15 protein-coding genes are annotated in these 17280 nt (G+C 48.1%); 6 read left to right on the forward strand and 9 right to left on the reverse strand.

Annotated features, from left to right (window positions below):
• Positions 1-18: 18 nt before the first annotated feature.
• Positions 19-474, reverse strand: a complete 456-nt coding sequence (locus AR688_RS06655; RefSeq protein WP_068230777.1) for an NUDIX domain-containing protein — start codon at positions 472-474, stop codon at positions 19-21.
• Between the two features lie 16 nt (positions 475-490).
• A complete protein-coding gene (locus tag AR688_RS06660) occupies positions 491-1087 on the reverse strand; it encodes a pseudouridine synthase (protein ID WP_231731989.1) in 597 nt (198 codons plus the stop codon).
• A gap of 200 nt (positions 1088-1287) precedes the next feature.
• On the opposite strand from AR688_RS06660, the gene AR688_RS06665 reads away from it, so the two are divergent.
• Positions 1288-3516, forward strand: a complete 2229-nt coding sequence (locus AR688_RS06665; protein ID WP_068230783.1) for an NADP-dependent isocitrate dehydrogenase — start codon at positions 1288-1290, stop codon at positions 3514-3516.
• Between the two features lie 74 nt (positions 3517-3590).
• Here the strand turns inward: AR688_RS06665 and cspD are convergent, their stop codons facing one another.
• On the reverse strand, positions 3591-3809 hold the full coding sequence (gene cspD / locus AR688_RS06670; RefSeq protein ID WP_068230786.1) for a cold shock domain-containing protein CspD: 219 nt from the start codon (positions 3807-3809) through the stop codon (positions 3591-3593).
• Between the two features lie 191 nt (positions 3810-4000).
• On the opposite strand from cspD, the gene clpS reads away from it, so the two are divergent.
• The gene (gene clpS / locus AR688_RS06675) at positions 4001-4321 is read left to right on the forward strand and encodes an ATP-dependent Clp protease adapter ClpS (RefSeq protein ID WP_068230788.1); all 321 of its coding nucleotides are present in this window, start codon (positions 4001-4003) and stop codon (positions 4319-4321) included.
• A 54-nt stretch (positions 4322-4375) separates the two neighbouring features.
• Entirely contained in the window at positions 4376-6643 is a 2268-nt protein-coding gene (clpA, locus tag AR688_RS06680) for an ATP-dependent Clp protease ATP-binding subunit ClpA (protein WP_068230791.1), read from the forward strand.
• 85 nt (positions 6644-6728) lie between these two features.
• Here the strand turns inward: clpA and infA are convergent, their stop codons facing one another.
• The 4 genes from infA to trxB form a co-directional block, all read right to left on the reverse strand.
• The gene (gene infA / locus AR688_RS06685; RefSeq protein ID WP_008610216.1) at positions 6729-6947 is read right to left on the reverse strand and encodes a translation initiation factor IF-1; all 219 of its coding nucleotides are present in this window, start codon (positions 6945-6947) and stop codon (positions 6729-6731) included.
• A 94-nt stretch (positions 6948-7041) separates the two neighbouring features.
• Positions 7042-7743, reverse strand: a complete 702-nt coding sequence (locus tag AR688_RS06690; RefSeq protein ID WP_068230794.1) for an arginyltransferase — start codon at positions 7741-7743, stop codon at positions 7042-7044.
• Complete coding sequence (gene aat / locus AR688_RS06695) at positions 7736-8458, reverse strand: leucyl/phenylalanyl-tRNA--protein transferase (RefSeq protein ID WP_068230796.1); 723 nt, start codon at positions 8456-8458, stop codon at positions 7736-7738. The genes AR688_RS06690 and aat overlap by 8 nt, the downstream gene beginning before the upstream one ends.
• 13 nt (positions 8459-8471) lie before the next feature.
• Positions 8472-9428 carry a thioredoxin-disulfide reductase gene (gene trxB, locus AR688_RS06700; protein WP_068230799.1) on the reverse strand — a complete coding sequence of 319 codons (957 nt, stop codon included), beginning with the start codon at positions 9426-9428 and terminating at the stop codon, positions 8472-8474.
• A 243-nt stretch (positions 9429-9671) separates the two neighbouring features.
• On the opposite strand from trxB, the gene AR688_RS06705 reads away from it, so the two are divergent.
• A complete protein-coding gene (locus AR688_RS06705) occupies positions 9672-12929 on the forward strand; it encodes a sensor histidine kinase (protein WP_068230802.1) in 3258 nt (1085 codons plus the stop codon).
• Between the two features lie 230 nt (positions 12930-13159).
• Entirely contained in the window at positions 13160-14758 is a 1599-nt protein-coding gene (locus AR688_RS06710; RefSeq protein WP_231731991.1) for a S8 family serine peptidase, read from the forward strand.
• Between the two features lie 37 nt (positions 14759-14795).
• On the opposite strand, the gene trhA is transcribed toward AR688_RS06710, so the two are convergent.
• Positions 14796-15437, reverse strand: a complete 642-nt coding sequence (trhA, locus tag AR688_RS06715) for a PAQR family membrane homeostasis protein TrhA (protein WP_068230805.1) — start codon at positions 15435-15437, stop codon at positions 14796-14798.
• A 108-nt stretch (positions 15438-15545) separates the two neighbouring features.
• On the opposite strand from trhA, the gene AR688_RS06720 reads away from it, so the two are divergent.
• The gene (locus AR688_RS06720; RefSeq protein WP_068230808.1) at positions 15546-16805 is read left to right on the forward strand and encodes a glycosyltransferase; all 1260 of its coding nucleotides are present in this window, start codon (positions 15546-15548) and stop codon (positions 16803-16805) included.
• 20 nt (positions 16806-16825) lie between these two features.
• On the opposite strand, the gene AR688_RS06725 is transcribed toward AR688_RS06720, so the two are convergent.
• Positions 16826-17227: a hypothetical protein gene (locus AR688_RS06725; RefSeq protein WP_068230811.1), complete on the reverse strand. Its 402-nt coding sequence runs from the start codon at positions 17225-17227 to the stop codon at positions 16826-16828.
• Positions 17228-17280 lie beyond the last annotated feature (53 nt).

Consider the following 17280-nt stretch of genomic DNA (forward strand, 5'->3'; position numbering starts at 1 on the left):
ATTTATCCGCTGCGCATGTTATCGCGTTGGTTGAATCAGTGACAGCGGCAGGTGTACCCCTTGTGTATATAAGCTGATAGCATCGCTGACTAAACGGCTGCGCAGCGGTAAGGCGGCCTGCAACAGTTCAGTTGCACTATACCAGTGCAGAGCCAGAATATCGCTGTCTTGTGGCTGGTACTGTGCTGGCAGGCTAGTGGGCTCAAACACTATATTCAGCCGCACATAGCGATGACCATTCGCTGCTTTTAACTGCGAAATACCCAACCAGGCTGAGGGTTCAAGCGTCAGGCCGGTTTCTTCAAACAGTTCGCGTTTTACTGCGCCAAGCAAATCTTCATCCTGCTCAACATGGCCTGCCGGCTGGTTCAGTACCCGCTGTCCGGTTAGTTTATCGCGCTCTTCTACCAGTAAAAATTTGTGCTCAAAATACACTATGGCAGCAACGGTAAGATGTAGCAGTTCTCTGCTCATGGGTTGGTGGCTATCCTTATTTAAGATCCATTACGGTAAATTGGCCTGGTGCTAACTGGTTAAGGTGCCAATCGCCAATTTGTGCGCGGATTAAGCGCAAGGTGGGAAAACCTACCGCAGCAGTCATCCGCCGTACCTGACGGTTACGGCCTTCGGTAATAGTCAGACTTATCCAGCAGGTAGGAATATTAGCGCGCTGACGCACCGGTGGCTGACGTGGCCAGACATCAGGCTCAGGTAAACGCAACGCTGTTGCGGGTAAAGTGGGGCCATCATTTAACTGCACGCCTGCGCTTAACTGTGCCAGAGCGTCGTCGCTGATATTACCTTCAAGCTGCACCCAGTAGGTTTTGGCCATTTTATGTTTAGGGTCGCTAATCTGATGCTGAGTTTTGCCACAGTTAGTTAGCAGCAAAAGCCCTTCGCTGTCGCGGTCAAGCCTGCCAGCAGCATACACGTCAGGTACAGTGATATAATCTGCCAGTGTTTTGCGTGGAGATGTGCTGTTATCGGTAAACTGACACAGTACGTCAAAGGGTTTGTTAAACAGTACTAATACCGGTTGTCCGACCTTGGTCGTATTGCGTTTTTTCGCATATGGATTATTTTGCAAATTCGGCCTGCTTCGCAACGGTTTCACTGTATTTTTGTCTCTGAAATTCATAGGATCCGGCTGCCTATTTTATTCAATGTCATGCTGCTATACTACCGCCGCTTAGCAACAAATGCGTTTAAAACATCAACATCGCCCGAATGAAGGTGCGAACTGGCCAGCATAAGCCAGCTGATCGCAAACACATTACAGGAACTAACATGTCAAACGAAATTGCAAAAATTATCTACACTGAAACAGACGAAGCACCAGCACTTGCCACCTATTCATTACTGCCTATCGTGCAGGCGTTTTCTGCAGCGGCCGGTATCGCGGTAGAAACCCGTGATATTTCTCTGTCGGGCCGTATTATTGCCAACTTTCCTGATTTCCTAAAACCTGAGCAACGCATTGCTGACGCCTTAACTGAGCTGGGCGAGCTGGCGAATCAGCCTGAAGCAAATATCATTAAGCTGCCGAATATCAGTGCGTCTATTCCACAGTTAAAAGCAGCGATTAAAGAATTACAGCAACAGGGTTATACCTTACCGGATTATCCGGCTGAAGCAAAGACTGAACAAGAGCGTGATGTTAAAGCGCGCTACGACAAAATTAAAGGCAGTGCGGTAAACCCGGTACTGCGTGAAGGTAACTCTGATCGCCGTGCTCCTGCGTCGGTTAAGCAATATGCCAGGAAAAACCCACACAGTATGGGCGCCTGGGCGTCGGGCTCTGAATCTCATGTTGCTCATATGACAGAGGGCGATTTTTACGGCAGCGAAAAATCAGCCACTTTTGCCAATGCTGATACGCTGAAAATTCAGCATATCGCCAAAGATGGCACTGTATCAGTATTAAAAGACAAAGTTGCGGTACTGGCCGCTGAAGTAATTGATGCTGCTACGATGAGCAAAAATGCTCTGCGCGACTTTTATCTGCGCGAAATTGCATCGGCTAAACAGCAGAATGTTCTGTTATCCTTGCATTTAAAAGCCACCATGATGAAAGTGTCTGATCCTATTATGTTTGGCCATGCGGTAACGGTATTCTTCAAAACGGTGTTTAATAAACACGCTGCGCTGTTTGCTGAGTTGGGTGTTGATGTTAACAACGGCGCCGGCGATATGTTTGCCAAGGTTGCCACGCTGCCACAGGCCAAGCAAGACGAAGTGCTGGCAGATATTAAAGCCTGTTACGCTGCACAGCCTGCACTGGCTATGGTTAATTCAGATAAAGGCATCACCAACCTGCATGTACCCAGCGATATTATTATCGATGCATCTATGCCGGCAATGATCCGTAGTTCAGGCCAGATGTGGGGCCCGGATGGCAAGTTAAAAGATACCAAAGCGATGATCCCGGATCGTTGCTACGCAGGTGTGTATCAGGAAACTATCGACTTCTGTAAGAAAAACGGTGCCTTTGACCCGCGCACCATGGGCTCTGTACCAAACGTGGGCCTGATGGCACAAAAAGCCGAAGAGTACGGTTCACACGATAAAACCTTTGAAATTGCTGCCGACGGTAAAGTGCAGGTACTGAACAGCAAAGGTGACGTGGTGTTTGAACACAGCGTAGAGCAAGGCGATATCTGGCGTATGTGTCAGGTAAAAGACGCGCCAATCCGCGATTGGGTAAAACTGGCGGTAAACCGTGCGCGCTTAAGCAACACGCCGGCGGTATTCTGGTTAGACAGTGCCCGCGCTCACGATGCTCAGCTGATTACCAAGGTAAAAGCTTATCTGCAAGACCACGATACCAGTGGTCTGGATATTCAGATCCTGTCACCGGTTGAAGCAACACGTTTGTCACTACAACGTATTAAGCAGGGGCTGGATACTATTTCAGTAACCGGTAACGTACTGCGTGATTACTTAACCGATTTATTCCCGATTTTAGAGCTGGGCACCAGTGCTAAGATGTTATCGGTAGTACCTTTAATGAATGGCGGTGGCTTGTTTGAAACCGGCGCCGGCGGCTCAGCACCGAAACACGTTGAGCAGTTTATTGAAGAAGACTATTTACGCTGGGATTCGCTGGGCGAGTTTTTAGCGCTGGCGGCTTCACTGGAGCATTTAAGCCAGGTTACCGGTAACAGCAAAGCTAAAGTGCTGGCTGATGCGCTGGATGCAGCAACGGCCAAGTTCCTCGATAATGATAAGTCACCACGGCGTAAGCTGGGTGAACTGGACAACCGTGGCAGCCACTTCTATCTGGCGATGTACTGGGCAGAGGCTTTAGCCGCGCAAACGGCTAACACAGAGCTACAGGCCCGCTTTGCTAAATTGGCCACAGTACTGCAGCAGCAAGAAGCCACTATCGTTGCTGAGCTGAATGGTGCGCAGGGTAAAGCAGTAGATATTGGCGGTTACTACCGGCCAAACCCAGAACTGGCGTCTAAAGCCATGCGACCAAGCCACACCTTTAATCAGGCACTGGCTAACGTTTAATAATCGATCAGATAAGCAAAAGCAGGCATGATGCCTGCTTTTTTGTTGGTCTGGGTTACAGCAAAGCAAATATATTATTCTGTCAGATCGCCGGGCAGTTTAATATTCACAGCGTGTAAGCCTTTAGGGCCTTCAGACAAGTCAAACTCAACGTCTTGTCCAGCCTTTAGCGTGCGGTAGCCATCCATACTAATGGTTGAATAATGAGCAAAGATATCTTCATCACGGCCATCTTCACGGATAAATCCAAATCCTTTGGCGTTATTGAACCATTTCACTTTACCGGTAGCCATACAACTTACTTCCTTCTCTAAGTTAGCTAAATTCTGTATTCTTAGTCTTTACGGCGGGATTGTTGTTGATCCCAACAACTAATGTAGATAATTTGACCATGTAGTCAAGTTATTTGCAAAACTAAACCAAAATTTTACCAATATTTAACCCAAAGCTCCTTTGATGGAATACGCAGGCATGGCTATAGTTTATGAGCGGAAATAAAGAAGGTAACGTACAACATGGTGGTTTAGAGGAACTGACACGGCAACGTGTGGCTCCGCCACCGATGTATAAGGTAGTACTGCATAACGACGATTACACCCCGATGGATTTTGTCATCGATGTGTTAAGCCGCTTTTTTAATATGCAGTACGAACAGGCAACTGAAGTAATGTTAAAAGTACATTACGAAGGCAAAGGGGTATGTGGTGTTTTTACCGCAGAAATCGCGGAAACTAAAGTGCAGCAGGTGACGCAGTATGCGAAAGAGCATCAACACCCGCTGCTCTGTACCATGGAGCGCGCTTAAGGTAAGTCCTGGCATGATTCTGGTGTCGTTACTCAGGTGGATTAGGAGTGGTGTATGTTAAATAAAGATCTTGAGTTAACTCTGAATTTGGCTTTCAGGTTTGCGCGTGAGCGCCGTCATGAATATATGACGGTAGAACACTTGCTGCTGGCGTTGCTTGACAACCCGGCCGCAGGTGACGCGCTGCGCTCTTGTGGCGCAAATATTGAAAAACTACGGCTGGAATTGGGCAGCTTTATTGATTCAACCACGCCAGTGTTACCCGACGGTGAAATGGATCGTGATACCCAGCCTACGTTGGGTTTTCAGCGCGTGCTGCAGCGTGCGGTGTTTCATGTGCAATCATCCGGCAAAGCTGAGGTGACAGGTGCTAATGTGCTGGTGGCAATTTTTAGTGAGCAGGAATCGCAAGCGGTATATTTACTGAAGAAAATTGATATTGCACGCCTAGATGTGGTGAATTTTATTTCCCATGGTGTAACCAAAACTGAAAAGTTAGAACAACATGATGAACATACACAGGAAGATGCTGGCGAAACCCTGAGCGACGACAGTAAGTATCTGGAAAACTTTACCGCTAATTTGAATGTTCAGGCCAAAAACGGCCACATTGACCCATTAATTGGCCGTGAACATGAAGTTGAACGCGCCATTCAGGTATTGTGCCGGCGTAAGAAAAATAACCCGCTGCTGGTAGGGGAAGCCGGGGTGGGTAAAACCGCTATTGCCGAAGGCCTAGCGTACCGTATTGTGCACAAAGAAGTGCCGGAAGTCATTGCTAACGCCACTATTTACTCGCTGGATATGGGCGCTTTGCTGGCAGGCACCAAATACCGTGGCGACTTTGAAAAACGGCTGAAGTCTTTGCTAAAAGAGCTGGAGCGTGAAAAGGACGCGATTTTATTTATTGATGAAATTCATACCGTTATCGGTGCCGGTGCTGCCTCAGGTGGTGTGATGGATGCGAGCAACCTGATTAAACCACTACTGTCCAGTGGTCGTTTACGTTGTATGGGCTCGACTACTTATCAGGAATTTAAAAGTATTTTTGAGAAAGACACTGCGCTGGTGCGTCGTTTCCAGAAAATTGATGTGGCTGAACCCAGTGTGGAAGATACAACCCGGATTTTGCTGGGCTTAAAGGAGCGCTACGAGCAGCACCACAATGTGCGCTATACGCAAAAGGCGATCCGCGCGGCGGCTGAATTATCGGCCAAATATATTAATGAGCGGCATTTACCGGATAAAGCTATTGATGTAATAGATGAAGCCGGTGCCAGCCAACGGTTATTGCCGGTATCTAAGCGTAAAAAAGTCATCAATGTGCCGGAAATTGAGCATGTGATTGCTAAAATGGCGCGTATTCCGGAGAAGTCAGTATCGGCATCAGATAAAGATGTGCTGGCGAATTTAGATCGTAATTTAAAACTGGTGGTATTTGGCCAGAATGAGCCAATTGAAGTGCTTACTTCTGCTATCCGCTTATCACGCTCTGGCCTTGGCAACGAAGAAAAACCGATAGGTAACTTCCTGTTTGCCGGCCCAACCGGGGTAGGTAAAACGGAGGTAACGAAACAGCTGGCTAAAGCGCTCGGTGTAGAGCTGCTGCGGTTTGATATGTCGGAATACATGGAGCGCCATGCTATCAGCCGCTTAATTGGTGCACCACCGGGTTATGTGGGCTTTGAGCAGGGCGGTTTACTGACCGATGCTGTGTCAAAACATCCGTATTCAGTGGTGTTGCTGGATGAAATCGAAAAAGCCCACAGTGATATTTATAATATTCTGCTGCAGGTAATGGACCACGGTACTTTAACCGATAATAACGGCCGCAAAATTGATTTTCGTAATGTGGTGCTGGTAATGACCACCAATGCCGGGGTACAGGAAACCATCCGTAAGTCGATTGGCTTTAAACAGCAAGACCATAGCCATGATGCCTTGTCGGAAATAAACCGGACCTTTAGCCCGGAGTTCAGAAACCGCTTAGATGGCATTATCTGGTTTCAACATCTGGGCGCGGACATTATTCTGCAAATTGTTGATAAGTTTATCTGTGACTTACAGGTACAACTGGATAAAAAGCAGGTATCAATGGAGCTCAGCAGCGCCGCAAGGCAGTGGCTGGCTGATAAAGGTTACGACCATGCAATGGGTGCGCGGCCAATGGCCCGGGTTATTCAGGAGCAGCTGAAAAAGCCACTGGCGAACGAAATTCTGTTCGGCCGTTTACTGCATGGTGGTGATGTGCGGGTAGATCTGGTTGATGGTCAGCTAAGCTTTGTTTATCAGACCACAGAGGAAGCTGCACTGGCAGATTAACGCTAACGCAAATCGCTTTACAGCAAAACAGTAAACCCGGCCGAGGCCGGGTTTGTGTTATCTGGCATAATGCAAAAAAGCCGGCTTAGCGCTGGCGGAACACGATACGGCCTTTAGTTAAGTCGTATGGTGTTAATTCTACGGTTACTTTATCGCCGGTTAAAATACGGATATAGTTTTTACGCATTTTACCTGAGATATGAGCGATAACGACATGGCCGTTTTCCAGTTCAACTTTGAACATGGTATTTGGCAGGGTATCCAAAATGGTACCTTGCATTTCAATTACGTCTTCCTTCGCCATTCAGCGTACTTGCCTCTTAATATTGGGTGAACCATAAAAAAACTGCGCAGATTGTGCCGAAATCATCGGCATAAGTAAAGCAACAAGCGCTTTTTTAGCCAAATGAATGCCATTGTCCCTGAATAAAACGTTGTTGTGGCAAAAAAGCGGCCTTATAGGCCATTTTCTGGCAGGCATTAATCTGATAACCCAGATACAACCAATTTTTTTGATCCCGCTTTGCACATTGCAATAAATACAATACGGCTAAAATACCGGGAGACAATGCACTGACATCGGGATGAAAAAAAGTGTACACCGCCGAGTATGCTTCTGTTGTTTCATCAACAATCGTTACCGCCACCAATTGCTGCTGATAATATTGTTCCAGATAACGTACTTTTAACCATGAGCAATTTAACATGGCATCCAGTTGGTCCTGGGCCGGTGGATACATAGTGCCATCAGCATGTTTATGGCAGATATAAGCGGCAAACAACGGGAAATAATCTGTGCTGGCACGGGTACAAAGTTTGTACTGCCAACCGATACGCTGCGCTTTATTAAGTAAACGGCGCTGGCTGCGGCTGGCAATAAAATCAGTATGGCTGATGCGTACAGATTCACAGGCGCGGCAGGCCGGGCAGTGTGGTGTGTAAACCTGCTCACCGCTGCGGCGAAAATTAAGTTCAAGCAATTGCTGATAAAGTGCGGCGCTAACGGGCTGTTCCGGTAGCAGAAATACTAATTGCTCCTGCTGTACGTCCAGATAACTGCAGGGGGCAGGTGCTGTCAGGCCAAAACGTAGCTCATGCATTGGTACTGTCCAATTCGATCGTGCGTGCTTGCCAGTGAGATGGCGGCGTTAATTGCAGCCGATAGTGCTGTAACAGTTGCACATAGTCATTGCGAGGCATCTCTTTTGCCCCCAGTTGCATAAGAAACGGATTAGGTAACTGGCAGTCAATCCAGCCGGGAGCAACCTGCTGCAAATGTTGCTGCAGGGCAACTAATGCCAGTTTGGCGGTATCCGGCAGACGGTTAAACATTGATTCACCACAAAACAGGCTGCCTACCAGCACACCGTATAAACCGCCAACTAAGGTGTCTTGTTGCCACACTTCAATACTGTGGGCGTGCCCCTGCAAGTGCAATTGTAGATAAGCTTGCTGCATTTGAGGCAGGATCCAGGTTGCAGGTTGGCGTGCTCTGGGGGCCGCGCACTGAGCTACTACCTGGGAAAATGCGGTATTGATACTAAAGCGTAACTGATGGCGGTTAATTTGTTTTCTTAGTGTGCGGTTTAGTTTAAGGCTATCTGGAGCAAAAGCAGCGCGTACAGAGGGGCTCCACCACAAAAGTGGATCGCCTTCACTAAACCAGGGAAAAATAGCATGCGAGTAGGCGTTGATAAGGCGGGGTACAGACAAATCACCGCCCATTGCCAGCAAGCCGTCAGGCTCGACCAGCGCACGATGCAGCGCAGGAAAGCTGACATCGTGTGCTGATAACTCCGGTAAGTAAATGGTCACAGTCGCGACCTGTTTACTTGCTCAGCGCGTCCAGATAACGCTCGGCATCCAGCGCGGCCATACAACCGGTACCGGCTGACGTAATGGCCTGACGGTAAATATGATCCGATACATCACCGGCAGCAAATACTCCGGCAATGCTGGTTTGAGTGGCATTGCCCTCAGTACCGCTTTGCACTTTTAAGTAGCCACCATTCATTTCCAATTGCCCGGCAAAAATGTCGGTGTTGGGTTTATGGCCAATGGCAATAAATACGCCCTGTAATGCCAAGTCTTTATCGGCTTCGCCTTTGGTTGAGGTTAACCGCACGCCGGTTACACCCATGTCATCGCCCAGCACTTCGTCCAGTTCACAGTGAGTGTGCAGCACAATATTGCCGCTGTTTACTTTGGCCATTAAACGGTCGATCAGAATTTTCTCGGCTTTAAAGCTGTCACGCCGGTGCACTAAATGCACTTCAGCAGCAATATTAGACAGGTACAATGCTTCCTCTACGGCGGTATTACCACCGCCCACTACCGCGACTTTCTGGTTACGGTAGAAAAAACCATCACAGGTAGCGCAGGCTGATACACCACGGCCACTGAATGCTTGTTCTGACGGCAGCCCCAGGTATTTAGCTGAGGCGCCGGTACAAATAATCAGCGCATCGCAGCTGTATACGGCATTATCACCGGTAAGGGTGAAAGGCCGCTGCTGCAGGTTCACTGTATGAATATGATCAAACACAATTTCAGTATTAAAGGTTTCAGCATGTTCACGCATGCGGTCCATCAAGGCTGGGCCGGTTAAACCATGCGCATCGCCCGGCCAGTTCTCTACTTCAGTAGTGGTGGTCAGTTGGCCGCCTTGCTGCATGCCGGTAATTAAAACCGGATTAAGGTTAGCGCGTGCAGCATAAACCGCAGCAGTATAGCCAGCAGGGCCTGAACCTAAAATAAGCAGGCGGCTGTGTTTAACATCAGACATGAATTTCTCCGAAAACTACGTAATTAACAGCGGTAATGGCGACGATTCTAAAAGAATGCAACCCCAAGCGAAAGTGGCGCCTGACATTTAATCTGCGTCGTACTGTAAAGCCTGGCTTGCTATGCTATGGTTAGTTTGTACCGCTTACTTTAACTGCTTTAATATTAGCTGCTTGGATTGTCAGATAGTGTCGGGGGCATTTTGCACGGTCAGAAAATAGGGATAGTTTTCATTGTGCGCTGTATGTTGGTGTTGCTGGCATATTGCACCGGAGCATCGGCTGAACAGCACTATGTTCGCATTGGCGTTGACGATGGCCTGCCCAATGCCACTATCTACAGTGTTAAACAAGACAGCACCGGCTTCTTATGGCTGGGTTCGACTAACTCGGGTTTACTACGTTACGACGGCTACCGTTTTGTCGAATTTGCGGTGCTCACCGACACCGAATTACAACGTCATCAAACACCTGATGTTGGTGTGGTACTGATAGATCACGCTGATAATATCTGGGCCGGCACCTGGGGCTTGGGGCTGTCAAGGCTGGATGCCCAAACCGGAGAATTAACCCGTTATACCAGTGAAAACGGGCTGGCCGGAAATCAGATCCAGGGCTTGTTGCAAGACGCAGGCGGTAATATCTGGGTGGGGACTACATCGGGTTTAAGCCGGATAGATGCTCAGTTTCAGATCACGAATATCGGCCATGCCGGGTCTGAACAGGCACTGGCAGATCAGCGGATTTGGAGTTTAACCCAAACCCCCGATGGGATGATCTGGATTGGTACCTCTGCCGGTTTACACAGCTGGCAGCAAAATGACGGTTTGAGTAAGGTATATCAGTTAGTTGATCATGCAGATAACGCACTACCCGGTAATTTTAGCCGGGATAATGAAATACGAGCGGTGTATGCCCTTGGGCAGCAGTTATGGATTGGCAGCCGGCAAGGGCTGTTTTTGTTTAACCGCCAGCAACAGTTTGTGCCGGTGTCTGTAGCTCAAGGTGGCGAACCAGAGCCATTGATTAACATACTGTCATCTGACGCCACAACTAACGATCTGCTGATAGGCAGTTACAGCGGCTTGTATCGCCTGTCGCCATACCATCAGCCGGGGCATAGTGTACAAAAAGCAGAGCTGGGTAATGTCAATATACGCAGCATTTTGCACGACAGCTCAGGTGTGTTGTGGCTGGGCTCGCGGGAAAGTGGTTTGTTTCGCAATATTTTATCCACTAAGGCATTTGATGATATCAGTGCCTTCTCCACAGCGCTTGGCGCACAAAAAGCATTTTCTGTTACCGCTATTTTTAAACAACCAGATACGCTTTGGCTTGGCAGTTCTGATGGCATATACCGTATTAAACTGCCCACAGGAGATTTTCAATTTTTCCGAACAGGCAGCAGAGTTAATGCCATAGCTGCAACTGCGCAGGGGGATGTTTATATTGCTTCTGATATTGGCTTGTTAAGGTATAACGGCACGGCAGAGCTGGTAAAAACCGATGAGCCATTCGAATTGGCTAAAGTGGTCAACCGCAATGTAAGAGATTTATATATTGATGCTAAGGGCAGATTTTATCTCGGAATGTGGGGGGAGGGTGTTATAGCCTGGCAGCCTGAAACTCAGCACGCCAAACGCTGGTTAACCCGATTGTCAGATAATATGGTGGGCAATGCAGTACAAAAGTTGTTTGTTGGCTCTTCGCAGCAGCTATGGGTGGCAACACGTTACAGTGGGTTGTTTCAGATAGATTTAGCCACAGACAACGTTACACAACACAATACAGCGGCCACATCGGGTATAATATTGCCACACAATGATGTTCACTGTGTTAGTGAATATGCAGATCAACTGGCGGTTTGCACCCGTGAGGGTTTATTACTGGTTAACCTGCCAACAGGTGAACAACAGTTGCTGACAACGCAAGACAGCTTACCGGACAATGATATTCTGGGGGTGTTGCAGCAGGAACAGCAATTATGGGTTATGACTCCGAAAGGTTTGGCATTAAGGCCGGCCGGACAGCAGTATTTTATTCACTATAACCGCAATGATGGCATGGTAAGCTCTGAGTTAAATACCAGCGCGGTATTTGCCGACGACAGCAGTATTTTATTTGGTGCTATTGCCGGGTTAGTAGTGGTAAAACCTGATCAGTTGCAAAGCAACCAGAGAATACCAAATCCGGTGCTATCAGCGTTGGTGATTGACTACCAGCTATTACAAACAAAACCGCATAAGCAACCTTGGGATATCATAAGTTTGTCGCCGGATCAGCATACGATGAACTTTGAATTCAGTGCTCTGGACTATCAGGACCCACAGCGTAACCAGTTTCAATATCAGCTTGAGGGTATTGATAAAGGCTGGGTTGTTACTAATGAACGCAATAGTGCATTTTACGCTAACCTGCCGGTGGGCACTTATCCGTTGTGGCTTAAAGCGTCCAATAACCATGGTGTTTTCAGCGAGCCCGTTAAGGTGGCAACCTTACGTGTTATGCCGCACTGGTGGCAGCAAAACTGGGTGATTTATTCGCTTGTGGCACTGGTAAGCCTGTTGCTGTGGTTGATGCATCAATATCGTTTACGCCATGTGCGACAAATCAACCGTCTGTTGCAGGCCGCAGTAGAAAATAAAGCTAAAGCACAAACCGTGTTAGAAACCCGTGTTACTGAACGAACCCGCGCACTGGAGGAGAGCTCGGTTACGCTGTCGCTGCGCACAAGGCAGTTAGAGCGTAGCCTGGATGAGTTGGCTAAAACCAACCAGGAGCTGAAACGGCTGGATAAACTAAAAGATGAGTTTATTGCCACCGTAAGCCATGAATTACGTACACCGCTTACTGCGATACGGGGCGCCATAGGGCTGATAGCACAAAAGGTGGTCACTGCCGATTCTGCGCTTTACCAGGACATGCTGCAAACTGCCCAAACCAACAGTGAACGCCTGGCTCAATTGATTAACGACTTACTGGATTTACAAAAATTTGCCGCCGGTACCTTCACGTTGAATATCACCCGGCTGGATATTAGCGCGCTAACCCGGCACGCGGTTAATGCTATGCAGCCTTATGCCAGCCGGTATCAGGTTGAACTGCAGCTGGCATCAGAGCCGGAGCAACCTTTGTGGGTAGAGGCCGACGCTTTAAGGCTCCGGCAGGTAATTGACAACCTTATTTCTAATGCAGTGAAGTTCTCACCTGTGCAAGGTGTGGTAATGGTGCGCCTGATTGAGGTGCAGCAAAATATACGGTTTGAAGTTGAAGATTTTGGCAATGGTATTCCTGTAGAATTTCAAAAGCATATTTTTGGTAAATTTTCTCAGGCAGATTCCTCTGACAGCCGGGCAAAAGAAGGCTCCGGGCTTGGCCTGGCTATTTGTAAAAAAATCATCGAAAACCATCATGGTCAAATTGGCTTTACCACTTCAGCCGGGCAAGGCAGTGTGTTTTGGTTTAAATTGGCCCAACAGCATCAACCTGTCTTAACAGATTAAAATATTAACAAACGTATTTATCACTGATCTTTACTTTATGGCTGTACCTCAAAAAAACATTTTGTTTCTGATGGTTGTCTATTTTTTCTGGAATGGGTTTATCTCATACATTTGTAAATTATTTATAAGACCTTTGTAATGGTGGCAACGGCGGTTATCTGGTTAATTGCTAAGCAGCAGGATGCGGAACGTACAACATGGACCTTAACTTATAATCCAAGGGTACTATAATGAAAAACACGATGAAAAAAATGACAACTATACTGGCAGTCGCGTCTGCTGGTTGTTTTGCACTTAGCCTGACGTCGGTAGCGGTAGCAGAAGGTATAAAAAAAGCAGAGCCGGCAACAGAGCGTGAGTTTAGCCTTGCTGAGCTGACTGAAGATAAATCCAACCGTTACATTATTAAATTTAAAGAACCAGTGGCACAAATGAGTGCCACCGGCACAGAGCAGCGTGCTGAATTTTCAGTGCAACGCGCACAACAAGTATTACAAAAAGCCAACGTTAATGCACTGTCGCATTTAAAATCAGTGCATGCCAGTGTGGCCGAGCTGACACCTAAACAGCTAAAGCTGCTGCAGGCAAATCCTGAGGTTGAATACATTGAAGAGGATCATAAACGTTATCTGATGGATGTGATCACGCCTATGGCTCAAACCACGCCTTATGGTATTACCATGGTGCAGGCCAATCAGGTAAGTGATAGCAGCGCTGGCAATATTAAATCCTGTGTAATTGATACCGGCTGGACATCGGGCCATGAAGATTTACAAAGCTCAGGCGTGACGGGGTATTCGTTTTCTGGTCATGGTAACTGGTATCAGGACGGTAATGGCCACGGCACTCATGTTGCCGGTACTATGGTGGCATTAAACAATAACAGCGGTGTAGTGGGTGTTATTGGCTCAGGTCAGGCCGGTGTGCACATTGTTAAAATCTTCAATAACTCTGGCAACTGGACCACAGCGTCAAACCTGATCACGGCTATTCAGTCTTGTAAAGATGCTGGTGCGAAAGTGGTAAACATGAGTCTGGGTGGTGGTTCGTCTAACCAAACTGAAAATACGGCCATGAACAACTTCTACAATGGCGGTATGTTGTTAGTGGCAGCCGCAGGTAATGATGGCAATACCAGCTTCTCATACCCGGCGTCTTATAATGCTGTGGTGTCTGTTGCAGCGGTAAACTCCAGTGGTGCCTTAGCCAGTTTTTCACAGCGTAATTCTCAGGTAGAAATTTCCGGCCCAGGCGTTGGCGTCAACTCCACCTGGAACAACGGTGGTTACAACAGCATCAGCGGCACTTCTATGGCATCGCCTCACGTAGCGGGTGTTGCTGCCTTGGTGTGGAGCAATCACTCACAATGTACACCGGCACAAATTCGTAATGCGCTTAATGCTACTGCAGAAGACCGTGGGGCCGCCGGGCGTGATACCTCTTACGGTTGGGGTATTGTAAAAGCGAAAGCTGCGCATGATTACCTGACTAACAATGGCTGTGACGGCTCAGGTGGTGGCGAACCGCCAGAAGGCGGTGGTGCAACTTTCCCTAACTTGTCTGCCGCAAGTGGCCAGTGGTTAAGAGGCAGCTATCAGATCCCGTCAGGCGTATCTGCGGTAACCTTCCAGATCTCCGGTGGCACAGGTGATGCGGATTTGTATGTACGTTATGGCAGCGAGCCTACCACAACAGCGTACACCTGCCGGCCTTATCTGACCGGTAACAATGAAGTCTGTACCATTAATAATCCACAAGCCGGTACCTGGCATGTGGGGATCCGTGCCTACACGGCCTTTAGTGGTGTAACCTTCAGTTATCAGTACTGATAAAAACAAACAGGCCGGCATGTTCCGGCCTGTTTTTTTACACCGGTAGTACGTAGTAATACACCGCGAGAAAATGCAGTACGCTGCCACCTAGCACAAATAAGTGCCAGATAGCATGGTGCATAAAAAGACGTTTCCAGGCGTAAAATATAACGCCAAAAGAGTAACTTAAGCCTCCGGCAAGTAATAGCAATAAGCCGCCGGTATCTACATGATTCAGCATCGGCTGTATGGCAATAATTACCAGCCAACCCATACCCAGATACAGGCCTAATGACAATTTTTTGTATTTTAGTGCAGTAGCCAGCTCTATTATTACCCCCACTAATGCCACCAGCCAGATCAGGCCAAACAGCGGCAGGCCCCAGTTATCACGTAAATTCACCAGTGTAAAAGGGGTGTAGGTGCCGGCAATCAGAATAAAGATTGCTGCATGGTCAAGTTGCCGCAGACGACGTTTAATTTCAATACGGTGAATGGAGTGATATAGCGTAGAGCTGCTGTACAGCAGGATCAGGCTGCCGCCATACACAATACTGCTAAACAGACGCCAGTTGTCATTTGCCTGCACAGATAACTGCCACATTAATATCAGCGCAACAACGCTGAGTACTGCGCCAATACCGTGGCTTATGGCATGTAAGTGTTCTTCAATGGGAGAGTAGTGAGTGGTTGTCATATCAGATTACCAGCGAAAGCATGCTGCATCTTAGCATGACATAGCCCGCTGCCAAGCTGTTACCGGGCAACAATTGCCGTTAGAATGCCAGTTTTATCCGGAGGAGCTATGCCCCTTAGTAAGGTGCCATTATTAATTATTATTGGTTATGTCTGGCCTGAACCAAACTCGTCTGCAGCCGGTTACCGTATGCTGAGTTTAATTAAGCTGTTTTTGGCACGTGGCTGGCAAGTGACCTTTGCCAGCGCGGCCGAGCTGGGGCAGCATCGTTATCCACTGGCAGATCTGGGCGTAACTGAGCAGTGTATCAGTTTAAACGACAGTAGCTTTGATCAGTGGATCAGTCAGCAAGCACCGCAAGCGGTAATGTTTGATCGCTTTATGCTTGAAGAGCAATTTGGCTGGCGGGTAGAGCAGGCATGCCCGCAGGCATTACGTATTCTGGATATGGAAGATTGTCATGCGCTGCGTGAAGCCCGTCAGCAAAGTTTTAATGCCGGTAAAGAAATAGCTGCTGAAGATTTGAACTCGGAACTGGCACTGCGTGAGATAGCGGCCATTTACCGCTGTGATATAACACTGGTCATTTCAGAGTTTGAACTGCAGTTATTGCAGCAACATTACCAGGTACCACCGGCGTTGCTGTGCTACTGCCCGTTTTTGCTTGATGAATTGCCATTAACAGCGGTGCCGGATTTTAACACGCGGCAACACTTTATTGCCATCGGCAACTTTCGCCATGCGCCCAACTGGCACTCTGTACTGTGGTTAAAGCAGGAAATCTGGCCGTTAATCCGCCAGCAGCTGCCACAGGCTGAACTGCATATTTATGGTGCTTATCCGCCGCCCAAAGCCACGGCACTGCATAACCCCAGGCAGGGGTTTTTAGTCAAAGGCTGGGCCGATGATGCCTTAGCCGTGATGCAACAAGCCCGGGTGTGTTTGGCACCACTGGCATTTGGTGCCGGGTTAAAAGGTAAGCTGCTGGACGCTATGCGCTGCGGCACGCCCAATGTAACCACGGCGGTGGGTGCGGAAGGAATGACACTACAGGGTGATTGGGGCGGTGTTATCGCACAAGACAGCGATACTATCGCCCAGGCGGCGGTGGCGTTGTATCAACAGCCCGAGCTATGGCAACCTTTACAAAGTAGCGGTTTTAGCATAGTGCAGGAAAAATTCAGCCTGGCTCAACATGAGTCGCGTATTTGGCACCAGCTTAATGTGGTCATGCAGGATTTACAGCGGCACCGTCAGGCGAACTTTACCGGACTTATGCTCAGGCACCATAACTACCGCAGTACTAAATTTATGGGGCAATGGATTGAAGCAAAAACGCGTCTGGCTGCATTAACACAGCCAGACTGACGCTGATTAACGATAGTCTCTTAACGATAGCCGCGGGGCTGGCGTTGTTTGTCATCTAACTGTGCTGCCCAGATATCAGCCGCAGACTGACCATTACCACTTTTAGTCTTGGCTGCTTTTGCGGGCTTGGCGGCAGCTTTTTTAGCCGGCTTTTTAGCTGGTTTGGCTGCTGCTTTGGCCGGTGCAGCTTTTTTCTCTGCTGCCGGTTTGGCTTTAGCTGTACTTTTGGCTGCACTTTGAGCTGCACCTTTGTCGGCACTGTAACTTGCACCTAATTCAGCCAGCTCTGCCAGACGGAGATTCTTACCACCATCTACGCTAAACCAGCCGGGTTTTTGTTCCAGTTGCGGCGCTTTACCAAACGCAGCTTTATAAGCAGCGGTAAACTCGGCAACAACCTGATCTTTGTCCAATTTAGTCATACGGATCCTTAACAGACGTTATTTAAGCAACTAGCTCGCTATTTATACAACAT

It is taken from the genome of Rheinheimera sp. EpRS3 (assembly GCF_001513785.1).
Lineage (GTDB): Bacteria > Pseudomonadota > Gammaproteobacteria > Enterobacterales > Alteromonadaceae > Alishewanella.

What these genes read in the sequence shown, in the direction of transcription:
- AR688_RS06725 (WP_068230811.1), bottom strand. Translation starts at nt 17,227, where the DNA reads ATGACTAAATTGGACAAAGATCAGGTTGTTGCCGAGTTTACCGCTGCT.
- AR688_RS06655 (WP_068230777.1), bottom strand. Translation starts at nt 474, where the DNA reads ATGAGCAGAGAACTGCTACATCTTACCGTTGCTGCCATAGTGTATTTT.
- AR688_RS06710 (WP_231731991.1), top strand. Translation starts at nt 13,160, where the DNA reads ATGAAAAACACGATGAAAAAAATGACAACTATACTGGCAGTCGCGTCT.
- clpA (WP_068230791.1), top strand. Translation starts at nt 4,376, where the DNA reads ATGTTAAATAAAGATCTTGAGTTAACTCTGAATTTGGCTTTCAGGTTT.
- clpS (WP_068230788.1), top strand. Translation starts at nt 4,001, where the DNA reads ATGAGCGGAAATAAAGAAGGTAACGTACAACATGGTGGTTTAGAGGAA.
- AR688_RS06720 (WP_068230808.1), top strand. Translation starts at nt 15,546, where the DNA reads ATGCCCCTTAGTAAGGTGCCATTATTAATTATTATTGGTTATGTCTGG.
- cspD (WP_068230786.1), bottom strand. Translation starts at nt 3,809, where the DNA reads ATGGCTACCGGTAAAGTGAAATGGTTCAATAACGCCAAAGGATTTGGA.
- trxB (WP_068230799.1), bottom strand. Translation starts at nt 9,428, where the DNA reads ATGTCTGATGTTAAACACAGCCGCCTGCTTATTTTAGGTTCAGGCCCT.
- trhA (WP_068230805.1), bottom strand. Translation starts at nt 15,437, where the DNA reads ATGACAACCACTCACTACTCTCCCATTGAAGAACACTTACATGCCATA.
- AR688_RS06690 (WP_068230794.1), bottom strand. Translation starts at nt 7,743, where the DNA reads ATGCATGAGCTACGTTTTGGCCTGACAGCACCTGCCCCCTGCAGTTAT.
- AR688_RS06665 (WP_068230783.1), top strand. Translation starts at nt 1,288, where the DNA reads ATGTCAAACGAAATTGCAAAAATTATCTACACTGAAACAGACGAAGCA.
- AR688_RS06705 (WP_068230802.1), top strand. Translation starts at nt 9,672, where the DNA reads ATGTTGGTGTTGCTGGCATATTGCACCGGAGCATCGGCTGAACAGCAC.
- infA (WP_008610216.1), bottom strand. Translation starts at nt 6,947, where the DNA reads ATGGCGAAGGAAGACGTAATTGAAATGCAAGGTACCATTTTGGATACC.